A 20,302-nucleotide genomic window follows, 5' to 3' on the forward strand; every position below is an offset into this window, starting at 1 on the left:
AATAATGGTGGGTATCCATGACAGGATTTTCCATCTCTATGGATTTAGCACCGAAACAGGCTCGAACTGAAAATGGTACTGATTGTAGTACGGTTGAACAACGTCTGCGTTTTTTTATGCAAGACGTTACAGGTCGTGCACTTGTGATGATGGAAAGTGCAACTCAGGGACAACAAGGCATTGCGATGGATTTAGTACAAGAAGCCTTTATTTCATTGCATAAATCATATTCAGATAAAAGTATTGAAGAATGGTATCCATTGTTTTATACCATTTTAAATAACAAATTACAGGATTGGAGGCGCAAAGAAGCGCGTCGAGCGACTCCTTTCTCATTATTCAAAAAAATTAGCTTAGACGATGATGATGAAATTATTGATGTCGTAGATGAGTCTACCCCCAATCCATTTGAATTTCTTAATCAAGAAGTCACAATGGATGAAATCCAAACAGCAATTAACCAATTACCAGTACGTCAGCAACAAGCATTTATGTTAAGAGCCTGGGAAGGTTTTGATACGGCAACCACCGCTCAAATTATGAATTGCAGTGAAGGTAGTGTAAAAACCCATTATCATCGTGCAATCCAAGGGCTTAGAACTGCTTTAGAGCATTTAAATCCACATACGGGAGGGTCATCAAATGAATAAAGATGAGTTCACTAAATCAGTGACTTCCAAACTCGATCAACTAGCAAAAGAGCAACATCACAAAAAAATGTTAGTGATGAACCATGTTCTAGACACTGTTCAAAAGAAACCAACCTCTTATTATAGTCTGTGGAAAATGGGAGGCTTTGCTTTAGCAGCAGCTCTTACTGGCATCGTTGTATTACCAAGCTCTCTACAACTAACCGATAAACCACAAAGTCAGGTCGTCGTAAATCCAAAACTTTCACCACAAATGGTTGAAGATATGGAAATGTTGATGGTACTTGGTGAGGATAAAGTTCCACATGGCAGCTAAGAAAATAGCAATTGTTGTGTGTACACTCAGCTTACTTCAAACAAGTTTTGCTGGCTCTGAGCGTTTTTGGGTGTTCTCAAAATCAAATAAACCAACCGCAGAAGAAGCTTGGGATGATTTATCTCCAGAAGAACAACGTGTTCTCATTAAACGTTACCAAAGCCTAAAAGAAATTCCAACAGACCAAAGTTCTCAGCTAAAACAACGAATGGAGTGGTTTACCCAGCTTCCAGAAGATGAAAAACAAAAAATGCGTGATGTTTGGCAAAAACTGGGAACTCAAGAGCGTAATACTTTGCGTAAACGTATGCAAAATGCCACTGCCGAAGAAAAAGTAAACATCCGTGAAGAATATTTAAGCAAATACTCTGAACACTAATTACTTTTAAATATTACTCTTTTGCTGTATGCATTTAATTTATAATTTGAAAGTATAAAAAAGAGCGCTTTTAAAGCGCTCTTTTTTATTCAATCTTACTTTTTATAACGACGATATGCTAGTAAACCCAACAAACTTAATGCAGAGAAGATACCCATACTCCCTCCGCCGCTTTTCGCAGGTCGAGTATCATCTGAGGTGGTTGCAGTGCTAATAACTTTCACGGTTGCTAAATTTGACAGTTTTGGTGTCTCATCATTATCATAAACTTGATAATTAAACGAATAATTAAATGGATTAAAAGTATTTACTTCTTGAATATAAATATTTCCGCCATAACACGTTTCTTTTTGATCCGGAGCAGGACATTTACCTTTACGATCAGCAGTAACTATTAGATTTTTTGTTGGGACATTCGATAATCTTATCGGTAATTCTACCCCATCTTCATTTATCCAAAAGTCTGACTTATTAGGCTTTGTTTCAGGACCTTTACCACCTGGACCTGTATCACCTGAATCATTAGCTAATTCTAAAAGATTCAATTTTGCGATTTCTTTTTGCTGATACTTTAATGTCACAGATGTATCTTTAGCTTCAGGTGCTTGATTCGTAAATGAGGCTTTAATTAAGCCTTTAGTCTGAATTGTATGATCAGCTTTATATTTGATGGTGTAACTACATAAAGCTTGCTCACCATCCTGTGTAATTGCATCATCTTTTCTATATACAATAATTTGTTGAATTTCAGGCACCCAACTACAAACTAAATTTTCGTCTTTGCGAAAATTTAGTTTCCCCTCAATAGTACTACCGACGCCTATTGTTTCCACCTCAATATCATACAATTCCGGACTAAAAAAATCTAATCGGTGACTTTCATCAGATAAAGCAACCTCATGTGGTAATGGAAGTTTAAATGATTGTAAATCGATATAAACAGCTCGATATTTAAAATTTTCTTTTTTATCGTAATATTCAACTAATTTTTTATATTGCGCTAAGCGATATTTATAGTAAGTAAGATATTCCTGATCATTCGGATTCTTAACTAGATTATCAAAATAATCATTTTGAGTCTTATAATCACTTATTAATTGACTTAACGATCCATTAGTAATGCTATTAATATCACCAGCTGTTAGTCGCATCAACTCTACGGAACCAATATCACAAGTATTTTTTGCATCAGGTTGATAAAATAATGCTCTATCAGCAAATCTAGCTAATCCACGTTGATCATAATCACTACAACCCGCAACACCCTCAGCAGTTACATTCACTAAATCTTTCTTATCAGTACCTGTTTGAGCTACCCTCTTCGGATAATAAATAGGTAAAAACGCTGTATACTGGGAAGCTGGAACTTGATGACTTAATATTGTATCCATAGGGATATTAGTTAAATCAATATTTGTCTTATTATCCTTTAAAATCAGATCTGGTAAAGCACATTTACCATTATTGGCCAACGGAAATGCATTATATATTGCACCTATCCCTACATTTTCCTCTTTTGCAGCGTCACCTAATAAATAACGACAAGAGTAAGCACCTTGATTATAAGCAAGAACATTAAAGAGTAGGGTTTTTAATCCAATTTTATCATATAAAAAAGTTGTAAATGCTTTATTTTCAACAATAGTATTGCTTGTTAATGATAATACACTACCATTACTTAATATACTTGAATCATTTTGATTTTCTGTTCCAGCTTTTGTATCACCCGTGAATTTTATTAAATTACCTTTACTAGAGTTAGCAATATTTTGAGCAATTGTATTTGCTTTTAATTCTGTTTTAGGCAATAGACCACAAAATTCAAACATACTTAATGAATTTTCTGATCCATTTTTTATCAAACTACTTGCTGTAAAACTAATATTCCGCTCTAAATAAGTATTATCACTCTTACAAGCCATTGCAATAACACTTCCTACGAAAGCATCATTACCCTCAAATAAACTATTAGAAATTGTAGCAGAAGCATTCAATCCAGCTAAATAAATTGCACCACCTGCGCCAGTAGATGCTTTAGAGTTTAAAATTCGAGTACTTTGTAAGGTGATATTTCCACCAGCATAGATAGCACCACCATTTCCCTGATTAGGTGCAATACCATTAGTAAGTATTAAATTTGTTAATGCTAAAGGATTTTTTCCACCCGTAGTATTAAAAATTCGAGAGTTTTCAGCTTTGATAGTAGTTTTAAGTTCAACTTGTGCAGGGTATTGATTCGCAACATCATTAATCAAAACATTCTTTTCATTCCAATTAGCTGGAGCTGCCCCCCAAATTCTCACCTCTGAATCAGGTATTAGTTCACTTTTTAATGTGTACTCACCGGCTTCTAATTGTATATCCTGCGTATTGGAATAAATATCGGCAACAACACAACCGTGTGCAGATACACGAGTTTTTGCAACTTTCAAGGCTTCTCTGATTGAACAAAGCGAATCTTCTTCATTATCATCATTAAAAGTAGTCACTTTAATTGGTGCTGTTGCACCATTTGTAGCAGCTAATAATGGCATAGCAGAAATAACCATCAATGCTAATAAGGTTTTCTTATAATTTTGCATCTCATCCATCATCCTTGATTATGATTTAAAACGTCTGAATCCAATCAAACCGAATATTATGAAAATCCATCCAAAGTCTATACTACCAACATTTACAGTTTTACTTTGAAAATTATTTGGTGGGTCTTGGACAATCGTCGTAGGAATATCAATATAGTAATTTGAAGGGTCATTAAGCCTAGTGATCGTAGTGATTACACGGATATTAAATTTATCTGCACCATGCCAATTACTATAGGGAACATAAACAATATTACCTTTTAAATCAATGGTCAATTTACCTTTAGACTTTGTTTCAGTTTGTTCAATTTCAAGACAGCCTGGTTGCCATGGTAACCCATTAGAATCTGTGTCTCTCTTAAAGATTATTTTACATGCATCAGGAGCAACCAACTCCCCATCCAACAAACTATTTGCAATACTGAACTTAGCGAGTTGACCATATAAAATATCTTGACCAGCAATTTCTACATCATTACGATTTACGACTAATTCAATTGCACCCAAATCGCATAATTCACTATAAATACTTCGTGCCTTACCTCGCTGATCTGAAGTTTCACAACTAATCGCTCCTTTATTTGTTCCATCACTAAAAATACGTCCTTTATTGATGATTAAAGACTCAGATAATGAATTATAAGAAGTCAATAGTCTTGGTTGAAAAAAACCTAGCATTTGATCTTTAGGAATTGCATATGGGCACAACAATCCTTTATCCTGAGGTAAATCACAATCTCCTTCCATTTGACTACCAGCAAGCAAATCAGTATTTAATAAAAAATTTGGTAGTCCAGCTGGAGCATTACGATCACAATCTATTTCTGTTAAATTACTTTGAATAACTGAAGAGTCATTAGTATCTGCAACACAGTTTTGATTATTTTTAGCTATGATACTGTTTGAAATAAATGCACTATTCTCTAATTTAGCTTGTGTTGTATCAGTGGCAGGGGTTGAAATCCATTTTGGAGCTTGCAAATATAATCCTGAATCATTATAGATCATCGTAATATTATTGATGACCATTCCACCTCGAATATTTGCTACATAACCTCCCTTATTATTAAAAATGGTGGAATTCCTAATTCCAAATGCTCTTAATGTTAAGGCGTTCGAAATCGCAGTATCACTATAAGCATTTTGAACATACAAAATGCTTCCATTTGCTTTAACCTCATTATTACGTATAACTGATTGTGTAATAATATAACGAGGAACTTCACTATAAATAACCCCACCTTGATCAGCCTTATTATCTTCAAAAATAGTATTATTTACACTAACAATTCCTGCAGTTTTTTTATCAGAAAGTAAACCTTTATTATATATAGCCCCCCCCAACTTTGCATTTCCGCCCATCAATCGAGAGTATTGAATTGTTAATATCTCTCGATTTGAAATCAAACCGCCTTCAATTACTTTTTGTGATGATCCTTTTAAATTTAATTCATTCAAGTTAACTACTAATGGGTCTTTTTCAACATCATTATCATCAACAATAAGTAAGCTTTCGGTACCTACCATTTTAATAGTAGCGTTATTTAAACCCTTTTTTGTATCATTAAAGCTTGTGCTAGCAGCGGTTTTAACTGTCATTGCGGCTTTAACTTCAAGTGTTTTACTCAAAGCATATTCTTTATCACGTTCTAGGATAATAATCGATGAAGCATCTTTATTACCGCAACCATGATAACCATTTTCAAATTCTTTTTGGGTACGATTATTTAAGAATGTTACAGCTTCACGTAATGAACAAACGGTATCATCTTTGTCTTCATCAACTAATGTTGTAACTTGAATATCCGCAGAATATACATGTCCAGTAATCGCAAATAAAGCGCAGGCAAGCGTCCGTTTGAGCATACCGTTCTCCTTCTATTTTTCATTTTTCTTAGTATTGCAAACTACAAATTTGCAACGACATTCCTTTGTGCGTACTTTGTCATAGCTGTCAAAATTACTCAAGAAATTTTATGCGATTAGTGATATTCATCAATCAGAGCAAAAATTTGCTTAATCGTTGTATTTGAGAGCTTTGTTTTCTCACCTTTCAACATCTTTTCAAGTTGGGCTAATGTCTGTAATAAAATAGAAGCTTGATGTGGCCCATTACTCAACAAATAATCAATAATTTGTTGGTCAAAATGAATTCCTCGCCTCGTCATAACAGAGTGTAATAAAGCCTGTCGATCCGTATATGAGCTTCCATTTGGTACTTTGACACTCACCGCTTGAGTCAGTCTCGACTGTAAGTCAGGTAATTCTAATTTTAATTCTATCGGCGCTACACGAGATGAAAAGACCAGTTGTCCCTCATGATTATTCATTAAATGAAAAACAGCTTTTTGCCAATGAGGTACACCACTAATTGCATCAATATCATCTAATGCCACTAAATCATAAAATTCTAATGAAGTAATCGCTTCAATGGGTGCATCTAATAATTCTAATAATGAGACTTTTATTGCTCGACGACCTAATTCTAAATATGAATCACAAATTGCAGAGAGTAAATGACTTTTACCTGTACCAGCACCACCATAAACATAAAAGCGATTTACCAGCCCAGTATGTAACTGTCGTATCGCATCAACTACATGACCCCACCCTGGCCCCGAGAAATCGCTAATTCGCGCATCGAGCTGTGGTTCTATATCTAGTTGTAGTTGACGCATATCGTTAATTTGTTCCTCAATTACTTTAGATCATTTGAATGTGAAGTTTCGCTATCTTGAGAGTTTTTAATCTCAATATCAAGTTCTACATCACCAGCATCAACATTTATACGTTGAATTTCACCATGTGGAATACTGACCTCTATTGGAGATCCGTAAAACCGGCTTTTTTCGTAATTATCTCTTGCGTGTTTAAGTAACACGACGATAACAGCCGCTACAGGCAAAGCAATCAGCATCCCTAAAAAACCACCCAGTTGAGCACCAGCTAGTACCGCAAATACAACGGCAACAGGAGATAGACCAATTTTGTCACCAAGTAAGAAAGGCTGCAAAATATATCCTTCGACCATTTGCCCAATCATAAATACAATACCCACTAAAAGTAACTGCATCCAATCAAGACCAAACTGGAATAATGAAGCAATCACGGCCGCGATAATACCAACACCAAAGCCTAGATAAGGGATAATACTGGCCAAACCAGCAATCATTCCAATAATTAAACCAACTTCCAAACCAATAATTTGCAGGCCAACGGCATACACTATTCCTAATAGCAGCATTACGAGGAACTGACCTTTAACAAACGCTCCAAGCACACTATGACATTCACGAACAATCACTAAGGTTGATTCTTCATATGGACGAGGTATTAAACGACGCATACTTTGCAACATTCTTTCCCAATCAAGTAAGAAATAGAATGAAATGATAGGAATCAAAATAAATACGCCACCTAATTGAATAAAATTCAAACCAGATTGTGCTAAACGTAAAGCCATGACTTGAATACTATCTGCACTGTAATTCGTTTGAATGTATTCCATAATTGCTTTAGAAATCTGTTCTGTATCCAACTCCATTGGGACAACATTAAAAGTATGGGATACCCAAGGTAGAAATGTCGCATTTACCCAATGTATACCAGCTGGAATACTATCTCGCGCATAGATTAATTGCTTCCAAACCAATGGAACAAGGAACCATAAAACAACTGTTAAGGTTACGCCAATCCCAACAAAGACGAGACTGATCGCCAACCAACGAGGTAATTTAATTTTTACAAGGACATCTACAAGGGGACTAAAGAGATAGGCAATAAAAAAAGCGCCAACAAATGGTAATACAACTGGTTTTAATAGATACAACACCCAAAGTAGTAATGCGAGTCCTGCGAGGATAAAGATACGACGTAGTACCTGATCTTGCATAAAATCTAGCCTTTTTTCGTGTAATCGTTATAAATGGAAAAAAAATTTAATTAAAGATAGCATTTTCGAGCATAAATAACATAAGAGTTTCGTATATTCAGGTTATAATCTGCCGCCAATGCGGAGACTTCACTATGAGCAACTCAACTTCTACCCCAAATACTGGTTTAAGCTATAAAGATGCGGGCGTCGACATTGAAGCGGGCGACGCACTGGTCGATCGTATCAAATCAGTCGCAAAACGCACTACTCGTCCTGAAGTAATGGGCGGTCTTGGTGGTTTCGGTGCACTATGCAAAATCCCAAAAGGCTATGAAGAACCTGTATTGGTTTCTGGTACAGATGGTGTAGGTACAAAATTACGTTTAGCGTTAAACCTAAATCGCCATGACACAATTGGTCAAGACCTTGTGGCAATGTGTGTAAACGATTTACTCGTTTGTGGTGCTGAACCATTATTTTTCCTAGACTACTATGCAACAGGTCATTTGAATGTTGATGTTGCAGCAAATGTCGTTACGGGTATTGGTAAAGGTTGCGAACTTGCTGGCTGTGCACTTGTTGGTGGTGAAACTGCTGAAATGCCAGGTATGTATGAAGGCGAAGATTACGATCTTGCTGGTTTCGCTGTTGGTGTAGTTGAGCATAGTAAAATTATTGATGGCACTAAAGTAAAATCTGGTGATGTACTGATCGGTGTTGCATCAAGTGGTGCTCACTCTAATGGTTACTCATTACTACGTAAAATTTTAGATGTTAAGAACGTTGATTTAACTCAAATCGTTGATGGTCGTCCACTTGCAGATGTTGCAATGGAACCAACACGTATTTATGTAAAACCAGTACTTGAACTTTGCAAACAAGTTGATGTGCATGCAATGGCACACATTACTGGCGGTGGTTTACCAGGTAACTTACCTCGCGTTCTTCCAAACGGCGCACAAGCTGTCATTGATGAATCAAGCTGGGAATGGTCAGAACTATTCCAACTGTTACAACGTGAAGGTAACGTAGAACGTTTTGAAATGTATCGCACATTTAACTGTGGCGTTGGTATGGTAATCGCTGTTGATGCGAGCGAAGCTGATAAAGCAATTGACCTATTAAATACTCTAGGCGAAAAAGCATGGAAAATTGGTCATATCCAAGAAAATGCTGAATCAGTTGAAGGTGCAGACGAAAAAATTCGCGTGATCTTTGCATAATGAGAATTGCTGTACTTGTCTCAGGCAATGGTAGCAACTTACAAGCCCTGATAGATGCAAATCTATCGGGGCAAATCATTGGTGTACTCTCAAATAAAGCTAATGCCTATGCATTGCAGCGTGCTGAGAAAGCCAATATTGCAACCGCTGTTATTTCACATAAAGATTATCCAAATCGAGAAAGCTTTGACGATGCGATGCATCAGCAATTGCTTGCTTGGGAAATTGACTTAGTCATTCTTGCAGGTTTTATGCGTATTTTAACACCAAACTTTGTCAGCAAATGGCAAGGTAAAATGTTAAATATCCATCCCTCTCTCCTCCCTGTTTATAAAGGGATTAATACACATCAACGCGTATTAAATACTGGAGATCGCCTGCATGGTTGCACCGTTCATTTTGTCACTGCTGAACTTGATGCTGGACAAAGTATTGCGCAATCTGCAATTCAAGTAAGTTTGCATGATACTGTAGACAGCCTATCGCAACGTGTACATAAGTTGGAACATTTTATCTACCCTCAAGTTGCAGAGTGGTTATGTAACGGTCAACTCACTTGGACAAACGGTCAAGCCTATTTCAATAAAAAACCTTTAGAACGACCAATTCAGTTTGCTCAATTCTAAAAATAAAACGCATCTTCGGGTGCGTTTTTTACGTTCTGATATGCTGCTGTGAATTTAGCATACCGACAGTCAATAGATTGAAAAGTATCCAGTTAAATGGCAGCCCAACCTCCCAAAAATAAAATAAATCTACAGGAATAATGAGAAAAAATACAAACCATCTAAAATATTTTTTATATTGCGTTTGATTGCATAAAAATGCAAATAAAACAGGAAATATATCAACAATAAAAAATAACCAAATGAATGGATGTTGTACCAAGCGTCCTGCGACTGTATTTAAACTTAACCACAATAATTCTTGTGTTTGTTGATAATAAAAATACTGCACACCATAGAAAAATAGAATAAGCACCGCATATGCGCCTAAAGCATAAACTTTCCATTTCTTTTCTTTGCAAATTATTTGAATAAATCGCATTTCTTATTTTCCATTTATTCAACCAAGTCTTTTTATAATGCACTTGGTTGAATTTACTATTTTTAGCTTATTTATTAATCAAACTTCTAACTTTTTCCACAGTTTCAATCGGATGCTCTAATGGGAACATATGTCCACCATTAACAACTGAAAAAGGAATACCCAATTTCCGTTTAGCAACTTGAGGAAGTTTTTCTTTTAAGAACACACTATCACGACCAACAACCAAATGAACAGGTACTCTAGGTTTTGGCATAGGTAACCACCACATCGATGGTGTCGTTCTAAACATTGCAACCTCATCCACTTTCGGAATGGTTAAAGTCACTCCACCCTTCAATGGATCATTGCTCAAAGCATGCTGAATATAAGCTTGAAAGCAATCTGCATCAAAGTGTAGATAAAATCCTCTTGAACTCAACAGCTCTGCGGCTTGTTCACGAGACTCCCAATGATCACGGCGACGTACTGATAGACCTGCTGGCGTAATTTTATCGACCAATTTAGGTTTAAACACTTTAGCAAGATGAAAAGCAAATGATGCTTTACCAATAATAAATGGTGGATCCAGCATAATCACTTGAGAAAATAATTCAGGACGACGATAAGCCGCCATCAATGTCAATACAGAACCTAACGAGTGTCCCAAGCCAATTACTTTTCGACCTTGTGATTGCTGCACAATACTATCAATGATTTGATCAACTAAATGCCGCCACCCATGCGTAATTGGATAACGTTTATCAGTGCCAATCTCTGCAACATAAATAATGTCATATTGATCTTTTAACTGCTCAAATAGCTTCTGATAAACTTTAGAAGGAACACCATTGGCATGTGCAAAATGAATCAAAGGTTTCATAAGCTTGTCTTTTAATTTATGTATTGATGGGTCGATTATCTCGCGCTGCAAATGCTTTGCAATTTAAAAGGGAGAACTGCCCAGTTACGTTTAAAAATAAAAAAGGCTGTGAATGATCACAGCCTAGTCTTAATGATTATTGTATTTTTGCGTTTTGTTGGGTTTCTAATTGTGCTGTAAGAGAACTGCTAATCCCCTCACCAATTTTCGTACCCATACGCCCTAAAATAGACTCTAATGGATTACGTTGAACGGTATAATCCACTTTTTGATCTACTTTAAGATCACGCATCAACGTAGTAATACTACCACTACGATCTGCAATCCCAAGTGCAATCGCTTGCTCACCTGTCCAAAATAAACCAGAGAAAATTGCAGGATCATTCGATTTCAAACGTTTACCACGACCTTCTTTGACTGCATTAATAAAGTGTGTATGCACATTATCTAAAACCGCTTGTACATGTGCTTGCTGTGCAGGATTGATTGGTTTCGTCATGCTCAGAATATCTTTATTATTCCCAGAAGTTAAAGTACGGTCTTCAACACCTAGTTTTTGTGCTAAACCACTCAAACCATAATTCGGCATAATCACACCGATTGAACCAACCAAACTTGATGGGTTCACAATGATCTCATCTGCCGCAGAAGCAATATAGTAAGCACCTGATGCACCCATATCACCAATCACAGCATAGACTTTTTTATCTGGATGTTGTTTTTTAAGGTAGCGAATCTCTTGCCAAATCTCATCAGATTGCACTGGTGAACCACCAGGAGAGTTAATATTTAGAACAACAGCTTTGCTTCCATTCGCCTCAAATGCACGATTTAATGCCTTATTGGTATCTTCGCTATTGACTGTAGATTGACTGCTTGACGAGTCAATTGTTCCAACAATATCAACAACAGCTAAATGGTCACTGCTAACATCCGTGGTTGATTTCTCTGCTGAGGTCGAACACCCTTTAGTCATTGCAATCAATACGATAAGTAAATATGCAAAACCTAAGCATTTAAAAAAGATGCTCCAACGGCGGCTACGACGTTGTTCTTCGACAGAAGCCAAAACAGCTTTTTCTAAAATCTGCCATTCTTTGCCTGTCACATTATTGCTATTTGTAGGTTCATTTTGTGGTTTTGGTGGCCAATCGGACATAAGATTCCAATCCAATGTATTGTAAAGTGAATTTATTATATACGCTGATTTATAGAAAACTGTTTAAATAACTTGTTTTAACTTATAATTATTTTATACGTTATACTCTCCTCTTGTAATTTTTTTAATGTTTGATATATGGCACACCCCAAATCAACAAATAGTAATTACCGTCTCATACAATTTCTGAGTCATCAACCACTTCAATTAGGTCGTTTTATCGCAGGTTTTGTTGCGCGATTGCTCAATAGTTTCCAGCTTTCTAAACTCTCAAAAATTATACAATTGAATTTACAGATCGCATTCCCTGAAGCATCACAACAAGAAATAAATCAATTAAAAAAACAAGCAATTAAAAATGAATTAACCTCTTATTTTGAATTTGTGAGCATTTGGGGAGCTTCAAATGAGAAAAATATTCGGCGCATTCACAAAATTCATAATGAGCATTATTTTCACGAAGCCCTCGCAGAGAAAAAAGGACTTGTCCTGATTATGCCTCATTTGGGTACTTGGGAAGTGATGAATGCATGGCTATCCAAACATACTCAAATGACCATCCTTTATAAGCCTGTGAAAAATCCTGATGCTGATCGTTTTGTTCGTGATGCACGTAGCCGTAATCAAGCGAATTTAGTACCCACTGATGAAAGTGGAGTTCGTCAGATTTTTAAAGCATTAAAACAAGGTGGTACAACTGTTATTTTACCTGATCACACCCCTGATCACGGTGGTGAAATGATTAAGTATTTTGGTATTCCATTGGCATCGAGTAGTTTAAGCGCAAAGTTAATTCAAAAAACAAAAGCACGAACTTTATTCCTTTATGCCTTGAGGAATGACCAAGGTGGATTCGACATGCATATCGAGCGTATCAATCCTCAAATTTATGAAGGTAATGCCGAAGATGGTACGCTTATTATTCATCAAACTTTGGAAAATTTAATCCAACGCCTTCCAATGCATTATCACTGGAGTTATAAACGATTCAGTGCAAACCCTAGCCTACACAAAATTTATGATATTGATGTCAACGAAGCTTTAGCAAAAGTTGCTGAAGTTCGTAAGCAAGAAAATATTCAGCTTTAATCCTATAAATATTGTGATATGAAAATATTACAATATTTAAGTTATTTTCTTTCCAACCATTTAATTTGTTGTCTTTGCTGCCTTAGCTCAACCTGACCATTTTCAAAAACAAAACGAATTGTCCCTGCTTCAGCCGTAGTTAACAATGGAATGCGTAGTGCCTGTAGACGATTTTTCAACTCTTGACTGGGATGACCATAACGATTATCAAACCCTGCCGAGGCAATCGCAAGCTTAGGTTTTAAAGTCGCTAAAAAATCATAAGCAGAACTATGTTTACTCCCGTGATGTCCCAAGATCAAAACATCTACTTTTAAATCGGGATATTGTTGCATTAATTTATATTCAGCCTCCCAACCTGCATCTCCCATGATTAAGAAATTTTGATAAGGCTGGACATTTAAAAACTGCAAATACACCACACAGGAATACTCATTTTGCTGATCCTTTGCATGAATAAGCTCATCTGATTTAGGGGATAGAATTTCAACTTTTAGATTTTGATAGGACCAATGCTGACCTTGCTGACAAAATGAGAAATTATTTTTGAACTGCATTTTTTGGTCATATTCATTTGACTGTACTTGAGATATTTCAAAGTTTTTTTGAATAATAGGAAAAGCACCACTATGGTCTTGATCAAGATGAGATAAGATTAAATGGTCGATATGGCGTACACCTTGTTGCCGTATAAATGGAATAACAACCCGCTCTCCTAAACTAAATTTATTTTCATTGTAAGAGCCCCCTGTATCAATCATAAAGATTTGTTCGGGATGTTGTAAAAATACAGCTTGCCCTTGTCCAACATCTAAAATATTTAAAACCGTAGGTTGAGTCTTTACACCTATACATATAGGTAAAAAACAAATCAATGCCCAAGATTTAGGAATCGTCCCCCTCGGCATAAATAAAATAAGCATACCAAGGGTTAGAGATACCATCATTAAGGGTGTATAACTTACCCCATATAAATGCGGTGCAATATGTTGCAAGATGTCTAAAATTGACATCAATATAGATAATAAAAAATCATTAATTTGAAATAAAAACTGTCCTAATGCAGGAATGATGAGCCAAATACATGCAGCCAAAATATCCAATGGCACAACGACGCCACCAAGTAAAGGAATTGCAATTAAGTTACTGACAGGTGCAATCCAAGAAACTTGCTGAAAGAAAATCAAGACTAATGGTAATAAGGCGATAAAGATCTTAGATTGCGATTCAACCAAAACTTTAGCAGCTAAAAATATTTTTTGAGTCCACGTAATAGGCTGATCTTGCGGTAATTGTGCAATGGTTTGATAAACTCTAAGTAGAATAAAACACGCACCATATGACAGCCAAAAACCAGCGGATAGAATACTAAAAGGATCAAAAAACAATAATATACTGGCACTATAGATCAATAAGCTAAATGGACGAATCGATTGACGAAAGAAGAGAAAAATACTTGCAAGCAAAGCAGTCAATAAAGTTCTGATTGCTGGAATCTCAAAACCAACAAATGCCACATACACCAGAACACTGAGTAAAAATGGCAATAATAATAAAATTTGTCTAGGCTGCCATAAGTATAAATGTGGACAGTAATGCTGTATGAGACGTTGTATCAACCAAGACAACATTAATGCAAAAATCAACACATGTGGACCAGAAATCGCTAACAAATGCGAAATTCCAAGCTGTTGAAATTGTTGTTTCAATGTATTGGATAACAGGCTTTCATCACCTGTTAGCAAGGCTAAAAGTAAACCTTTGTGCTGAAGCTTAGATGCTTGTAACATTTGCCGAAATTCTAAACGTTTCATCTCAACGCTTAATAAAAATTTAGCAGAAAAGCTTTGCTGTTGCTTTAAGTGACCTTGATAACCCAAACGGTAAATTTCATCAAAGCTTAAAGGTTGAATAAATTGCACTGAAAATGCAGACATTATATTTTGCTGCAAAAACCATTTTTCCTGATCAAATGCACCCACAACAGCATAACTATGCGCTGGTTTAATTTGACCATGAACTCGATAATAATGACCTAACTTTAAGCTTTGTTTCTGATTAAACTGATATTTGTCTTGTTTTAAATAAAGTAACCAGTTAACAGGTTGCTTATGTCGATTAAGTACTTCAGCAATTTGTTTATGACCATCATCACTCAATTCATCTATGCTTTTAATATAAACAATTGCTTCATAGGATTTTGATTGAAACTCTTTTAATTGCAATCTTTGTTCTAATTCGGAATCTGCAAAATGATATCCTGTTGTAAACAATCCCCAGCTTGCACTGAGTAAAATAAGTGCTTTATAAAAAGGTCGATAAAAATAGGATTCTTTCTTGTATATGCAAAAGCTAAAGATCAGGATTGCAATAGCCAACCAAATCCACCATGTCAGCTCGATAAAATCAAGATGAAATCCCATGACTGCAATACCAGCAATCCAGCCCAATAAAATAATTTTTAACATGTAATTTTTTAATTAAGTTTTTGATTTTTCTGAACGCAAAATTAAAGCCCGTTTTCAGGGCTTTAACAAGAGATTAAACAAAATAAATTATTTTGGATCAATCCATAAACCATCTTGCATATGCAAAATCGAATCTGCTGATTGAGCCAATTGCTCATCATGAGTCACGATTAACATCGCCATATTCAGCTCTTTTTTGAGATCAGTCAGCAATTCAAAAATACTCAATGCTGTTTTACGATCTAAATTACCAGTTGGTTCATCTGCTAATACAACTGCAGGTTTCGTCACTAATGCACGCGCCAAAGCCACACGTTGACGCTCACCGCCCGATAATTCACCGGGTTTATGATCTAAACGATGCGATAAACCGACACGATCAAGTAGATATTCTGCTTGTCTTTTAACATCCTTATAACTACTTTCACTACGTAGCATCAAAGGCATGGCTACATTTTCTAAAGCAGAAAACTCAGGCAACAAATGGTGAAATTGATAAACGAAACCTAAATATTGATTACGCTTATAACCACGCTCTGCTTCGCCTAAATTATCAAAACGCTGCCCTTGTAAAAAAACTTGACCTTGCGATGGTTGCTCTAGGCCACCAAGCGCATGTAATAACGTACTTTTACCTGAACCACTAGAACCGACAATCGAAACAAACTCGCCTGCTTTTACTTGAAGTGATAAACCTTTAATCACTTCAACTTTGCTTTTACCATCATCAAAATGTTTATAAATATCTTTGGCTTCTAAGACGATCTTACTCATAACGTAATGCCTCAGCAGGTTGAACTTTGGCTGCACGTAATGCAGGATAAATTGTCGCCAAAAAGCTCATCAATAATGAAACAGTGACAATTACCGTAACATCTTGCCATCTGAGATATGAAGGCAGATAGTGAACAAAATAGGCATCAAACAAGTTCAAACCTAGAGCAGTATTGAACCAAGAAATAATATCACTAATGGTCAATGCTAAAGTTACACCTAACACTGTTCCTGCAATCGTTCCAATGACACCAATCACCGTGCCTTGTACCATAAAAATTTTAGTGATCATGGACGGTGAAGCACCGAGAGTCCGCAGAATCGCAATATCAGATTTTTTATCTGTTACGACCATTACTAAAGATGAAACGATATTAAATGCAGCAACCACAATAATCAGAACAAGAAGTAAACCCACTAAGGTTTTTTCCATCTGAATTGCATTGAAAAGATTGCCGTGCGTATACGTCCAATTCGATGCGTAGAAATTACTTGGTAATTGTTTCACGATATCATCTGCAACAGATGGTGCGGCAAAAATATCATCTAACTTTAATCGCACGCCTTGCGCACCATCAGGCAAACGCAATAATGTTGATGCATCATTTAAGGCGATATAACCCACCATCGAATCAACTTCTGCACCTACACTAAAAATTCCAACCACTTTAAAACGTTTAAAGCGTGGTACAACACCTGCTGGTGATGGTGTTGCTTCAGGCAGAACTAAGGTGACATTGTCATTTAAACCAAGACCAAGTGCATCGGTCATATCCTTGCCTAGAACAATACCGAACTCGCCTTTCTTCAAAGCATTTAAATCACCTGAGACCATATGGTTTTGGATAATTGAAACTTTCTTTTCATATTTAGGCTCAATTCCGGTCACCATAATCCCTGCAACTTGCCCTTGAGCGGTTAACATCCCTTGCAATTGAGTAAATGGTGCAACACCTGTCACATGCGGATGGTGTTCAACTCTTTTTACAAGCTCAGGCCAATCTGTTAGTATCTGAGTAGAAGAAACTGTGGCTTGTGGAACCATTCCAAGAACACGATTTTTTAATTCACGGTCAAAACCGTTCATAACAGACAGTACTGTAATAAGGACAGCAACGCCAAGGGTTAAACCAATCATGGAAACCAAGGCAATAAAAGAAATAAAATGATTACTTCGCCGAGCACGAGTGTATCTCAACCCTATATACAGCGAAATTGGCTTAAACATACCATTTAGTCCGAGGTGATTTATTATGGAAAATTCACAACATCAGCTTGTTGAAGACAACTCTGAACGTCGAGTGATGTCTCGTATTGATGCTGTGTTAAGAATCAACTATCAAGTCATTCCTGACGACGTTGCGCTGAATGATCCTTATGATTCTCACTTTGTATTGCCACGCTATTTTCTACTACTTGCTGAATTAGATCAATTTGATCATGCATTTCGCTACGAATTAGAACAATTAAATGAAAAAGATCAACAAATTGCTCGCATATTATCCCTTTTCAATCAAAAATTAAATCTGATTACTGGTTCTTTTTACGACAATATCGTGCAATCCCTACTGCCAGTCCCTGAACAAGTTAACTTTTCCGAGAACGGTTTGAGCTTCTTTAGCTCACAAGATATTAATGAAGGAACCTACATTCATATTACGTTGAGTCATCCTGAAAACTACTTTCATATCGCAGCAACTGCTCAAGTTGCTTACAGCTCAGCAGATGAACAAGGTAAATTCCGTATTGGTGCTTACTTCATTACCCTTAATCCACAAGATCGTGCCAAATTAGTGGAAAGTATTCAAGAATCACGACAAACTGAAATCAACCCAAATTAAATATGAAAATGTCGTTTTCATATTTTCAAACGGCGATAGGTATTAAAATCTTTATAAAAATAAAGACACAAACCTAATAGAATGATGCTTGCCCCAACAAAAACTTGTGCAGATAATTGTTCATGATTGAGGTAGGCACCTATGAGTATTGCCAACATTGGGGTCATCACCGTCGTCAGTGACAAGGTGGTGGCTTTCAAATTTTGTACCAACTTAAAATAACAAAACATCGCAATTAATGAAGCCATTACAACGGTATAAGTCAATGCTAACAATGATTTCGTCGAAGGAAAGTGCGTTGGTGCATGTTGCCAAATCCAAGGGAGTAATAATATGGCTAAGATTGTTGAAACCAAAATTGAACCGGTTGCTTGAGCCATCGGTTGGACATCAGCATTGATTTTTTTCACCAGAAAAATAGAAAGCGAATATGCAAAAACACTCATCAGCATGAAAACAATACCTATCGGCTGCACATGCTTTTGACTTCCACTCAGACAAATCATCGCTAACCCAATAATTGAGGTTCCCATCCCCAACCACTGCAAACTCGCTAACTTTTGTTGAAAACCAAATCTTCCAATCAGCCCAGCCATGATCGGAGCTAAGCCAAACATCAATGCAATCAACCCAGAACTTAAATAAGGTGTTGCTGCATAAGTAAAAATTTGGGAACCGATCAAGCTTAAAGAACCTGCGATATAACTCAATAACGCGACTCTATGTCTTGGAAATTCGATTTTTAACAGTAGCAATACAAGCACTGCCAAAGGCAAAGCGATAAAGAAGCGTAAAACCAATGCCCACATTGGGTGTAGATCGGCCACACTCCACACAATTGCTAAAGGTGTGGTCGCCCAAATAAACACAAGCAAACCATAAGTGAGCATTAAATTAATACGTGATGGCATATTCAGCTCAAGAAGCAGTTTTGCGCTTTTGCTTGAAAATCGTTTGATCTAAAGAACTCGAAAACTCACGTTTATCTCGTTCTGAAATAGGCGGTGGTCCTCCTGTTTGGACACCTGCTCCACGCAAAGTATCCATAAAGTCACGTAAATGCAGACGTGCTTTAACATTTGCAACCGTATAAATTTCACCTCTAGGATGAATTGCGATTCCACCTTTTTCAATCACTTGTGCAGCAAGTGGAATATCTTGTGTAATGACAATATCATTTTCATGCATACGCTCAATGATTTCTTTGTCTGCTTGATCTGCCCCACTCATTACCTGAATCGAATTAATCCGTAGAGATGGCGTAATCCCAACATTCTGATTAGCGACAAAGGTAACTTCTAACTGATAACGATCAGACGCACGTAAAATCACTTCACGTAAAATTTTAGGTAAAGCATCCGCATCTACCCATAATTTAAATGGCAGCACGTTGGCACAAGCTCATAAAAATAAAAATATAGTGTAGCAGATTAAGATATAAAGCTTTGTTTATTTATCCATGACACTCTTTTATATCAAAAAACTTATACTTTAATTTTTGTTTCTAAAAATTCCAAATACTTAGCATCATCTTCCATAAAAATATCAAGTCCACCGCCCATATATGCTCTTGTTAACTCATCTGCCGCCTTGTCTAAATCATTTTGCTCAAAATAAAGCTGTCCTAATCTCAAATGTATAAAAGGGTTACCTAAACCATCTGGACATTGCACTGCATTGTAAAAACATCTAAATGCTCTTTCGTAATTATTTAGATAAAAGTGCGTATCTCCTATTGCAACATATATCCAAGTTGAAGCTTCCCACTCTTGATGGTCATCAGGCAATAGTCTCAGCGCTTCAACATATAAAGCTTTAGCTTCTACAAACTTTTGATGAGCAAATAACTTATTACCTTGCTCACACAACTGTAAAATTTCTTGATGAATCCTACTAGGTAATTCTTTGCTCATTACTTAAATAACCAATACATTTTAAAATTTACATACCCAAAATATAGCATGTAACTTATAGAAAGCTAGGTAAGCACTAATTATTTCTAGTGAAATTACACATCCAGACTTGAAAAATGGATGTT

Annotated in this window: 20 protein-coding genes; 7 read left to right on the top strand and 13 right to left on the bottom strand. The window is 36.3% G+C overall.

Annotated features, from left to right (window positions below):
• Positions 1–38: 38 nt before the first annotated feature.
• From O1449_RS10250 to O1449_RS10260, 3 genes are read left to right on the top strand one after another with little or no spacing between them, the layout of a single operon-like run.
• Complete coding sequence (locus O1449_RS10250) at positions 39–650, top strand: RNA polymerase sigma factor (RefSeq protein WP_269239699.1); 612 nt, start codon at positions 39–41, stop codon at positions 648–650.
• Complete coding sequence (locus O1449_RS10255) at positions 643–966, top strand: hypothetical protein (RefSeq protein ID WP_004661146.1); 324 nt, start codon at positions 643–645, stop codon at positions 964–966. Before O1449_RS10250 ends, O1449_RS10255 begins: the two co-directional genes overlap by 8 nt.
• Entirely contained in the window at positions 956–1,345 is a 390-nt protein-coding gene (locus O1449_RS10260; RefSeq protein WP_269238244.1) for a DUF3106 domain-containing protein, read from the top strand. The genes O1449_RS10255 and O1449_RS10260 overlap by 11 nt, the downstream gene beginning before the upstream one ends.
• A 95-nt stretch (positions 1,346–1,440) precedes the next feature.
• Here the strand turns inward: O1449_RS10260 and O1449_RS10265 are convergent, their stop codons facing one another.
• The 4 genes from O1449_RS10265 to cxpE form a co-directional block, all read right to left on the bottom strand.
• On the bottom strand, positions 1,441–3,927 hold the full coding sequence (locus O1449_RS10265) for a CSLREA domain-containing protein (RefSeq protein ID WP_269238245.1): 2,487 nt from the start codon (positions 3,925–3,927) through the stop codon (positions 1,441–1,443).
• Positions 3,928–3,945: 18 nt separating this feature from the next.
• Positions 3,946–5,793, bottom strand: a complete 1,848-nt coding sequence (gene rbtA / locus O1449_RS10270) for a rhombotarget A (protein ID WP_269238246.1) — start codon at positions 5,791–5,793, stop codon at positions 3,946–3,948.
• A gap of 116 nt (positions 5,794–5,909) precedes the next feature.
• Positions 5,910–6,605, bottom strand: a complete 696-nt coding sequence (gene hda, locus O1449_RS10275; protein ID WP_004661138.1) for a DnaA regulatory inactivator Hda — start codon at positions 6,603–6,605, stop codon at positions 5,910–5,912.
• A 20-nt stretch (positions 6,606–6,625) separates the two neighbouring features.
• Positions 6,626–7,819, bottom strand: coding sequence for a chloramphenicol efflux transporter CxpE (cxpE, locus tag O1449_RS10280; RefSeq protein ID WP_004661136.1), 1,194 nt, complete (start codon positions 7,817–7,819; stop codon positions 6,626–6,628).
• 134 nt (positions 7,820–7,953) lie between these two features.
• On the opposite strand from cxpE, the gene purM reads away from it, so the two are divergent.
• Positions 7,954–9,024, top strand: coding sequence for a phosphoribosylformylglycinamidine cyclo-ligase (gene purM, locus O1449_RS10285; protein WP_269238247.1), 1,071 nt, complete (start codon positions 7,954–7,956; stop codon positions 9,022–9,024).
• Positions 9,021–9,650, top strand: a complete 630-nt coding sequence (gene purN / locus O1449_RS10290; protein WP_269239700.1) for a phosphoribosylglycinamide formyltransferase — start codon at positions 9,021–9,023, stop codon at positions 9,648–9,650. Before purM ends, purN begins: the two co-directional genes overlap by 4 nt.
• A 28-nt stretch (positions 9,651–9,678) precedes the next feature.
• Here purN and O1449_RS10295 read toward each other — a convergent pair whose 3' ends face one another.
• The 3 genes from O1449_RS10295 to sppA form a co-directional block, all read right to left on the bottom strand.
• Positions 9,679–10,071 (bottom strand): hypothetical protein, encoded by a 393-nt coding sequence (locus O1449_RS10295; protein WP_269229940.1) that lies wholly within the window; start codon positions 10,069–10,071, stop codon positions 9,679–9,681.
• A gap of 67 nt (positions 10,072–10,138) precedes the next feature.
• On the bottom strand, positions 10,139–10,933 hold the full coding sequence (locus O1449_RS10300) for an alpha/beta fold hydrolase (RefSeq protein WP_269238248.1): 795 nt from the start codon (positions 10,931–10,933) through the stop codon (positions 10,139–10,141).
• Positions 10,934–11,069: 136 nt separating this feature from the next.
• Complete coding sequence (gene sppA / locus O1449_RS10305) at positions 11,070–12,092, bottom strand: signal peptide peptidase SppA (protein WP_269229938.1); 1,023 nt, start codon at positions 12,090–12,092, stop codon at positions 11,070–11,072.
• A gap of 138 nt (positions 12,093–12,230) precedes the next feature.
• Between sppA and O1449_RS10310 the strand changes: the two genes are divergently transcribed.
• Positions 12,231–13,181 carry a lysophospholipid acyltransferase family protein gene (locus tag O1449_RS10310; protein WP_269238249.1) on the top strand — a complete coding sequence of 317 codons (951 nt, stop codon included), beginning with the start codon at positions 12,231–12,233 and terminating at the stop codon, positions 13,179–13,181.
• Positions 13,182–13,222: 41 nt separating this feature from the next.
• Here the strand turns inward: O1449_RS10310 and O1449_RS10315 are convergent, their stop codons facing one another.
• The 3 genes from O1449_RS10315 to O1449_RS10325 form a co-directional block, all read right to left on the bottom strand.
• Entirely contained in the window at positions 13,223–15,649 is a 2,427-nt protein-coding gene (locus O1449_RS10315; protein WP_269238250.1) for a DNA internalization-related competence protein ComEC/Rec2, read from the bottom strand.
• A gap of 87 nt (positions 15,650–15,736) precedes the next feature.
• On the bottom strand, positions 15,737–16,423 hold the full coding sequence (lolD, locus tag O1449_RS10320; protein ID WP_269229935.1) for a lipoprotein-releasing ABC transporter ATP-binding protein LolD: 687 nt from the start codon (positions 16,421–16,423) through the stop codon (positions 15,737–15,739).
• Positions 16,416–17,651 (bottom strand): lipoprotein-releasing ABC transporter permease subunit, encoded by a 1,236-nt coding sequence (locus O1449_RS10325; protein WP_256414632.1) that lies wholly within the window; start codon positions 17,649–17,651, stop codon positions 16,416–16,418. Before O1449_RS10325 ends, lolD begins: the two co-directional genes overlap by 8 nt.
• A 25-nt stretch (positions 17,652–17,676) precedes the next feature.
• Here O1449_RS10325 and O1449_RS10330 point away from each other — a divergent pair, with 25 nt between their 5' ends.
• Positions 17,677–18,264: a PilZ domain-containing protein gene (locus O1449_RS10330; protein WP_269238251.1), complete on the top strand. Its 588-nt coding sequence runs from the start codon at positions 17,677–17,679 to the stop codon at positions 18,262–18,264.
• Positions 18,265–18,281: 17 nt separating this feature from the next.
• Here O1449_RS10330 and O1449_RS10335 read toward each other — a convergent pair whose 3' ends face one another.
• The 3 genes from O1449_RS10335 to O1449_RS10345 form a co-directional block, all read right to left on the bottom strand.
• The gene (locus O1449_RS10335) at positions 18,282–19,175 is read right to left on the bottom strand and encodes a DMT family transporter (protein ID WP_269238252.1); all 894 of its coding nucleotides are present in this window, start codon (positions 19,173–19,175) and stop codon (positions 18,282–18,284) included.
• Positions 19,176–19,182: 7 nt separating this feature from the next.
• Complete coding sequence (locus O1449_RS10340; protein ID WP_004661117.1) at positions 19,183–19,653, bottom strand: YaiI/YqxD family protein; 471 nt, start codon at positions 19,651–19,653, stop codon at positions 19,183–19,185.
• A gap of 95 nt (positions 19,654–19,748) precedes the next feature.
• Complete coding sequence (locus O1449_RS10345) at positions 19,749–20,177, bottom strand: hypothetical protein (protein WP_269238253.1); 429 nt, start codon at positions 20,175–20,177, stop codon at positions 19,749–19,751.
• Positions 20,178–20,302: the final 125 nt, after the last annotated feature.

This window comes from Acinetobacter sp. TR3, from assembly GCF_027105055.1.
Taxonomy (GTDB): Bacteria; Pseudomonadota; Gammaproteobacteria; order Pseudomonadales; family Moraxellaceae; genus Acinetobacter.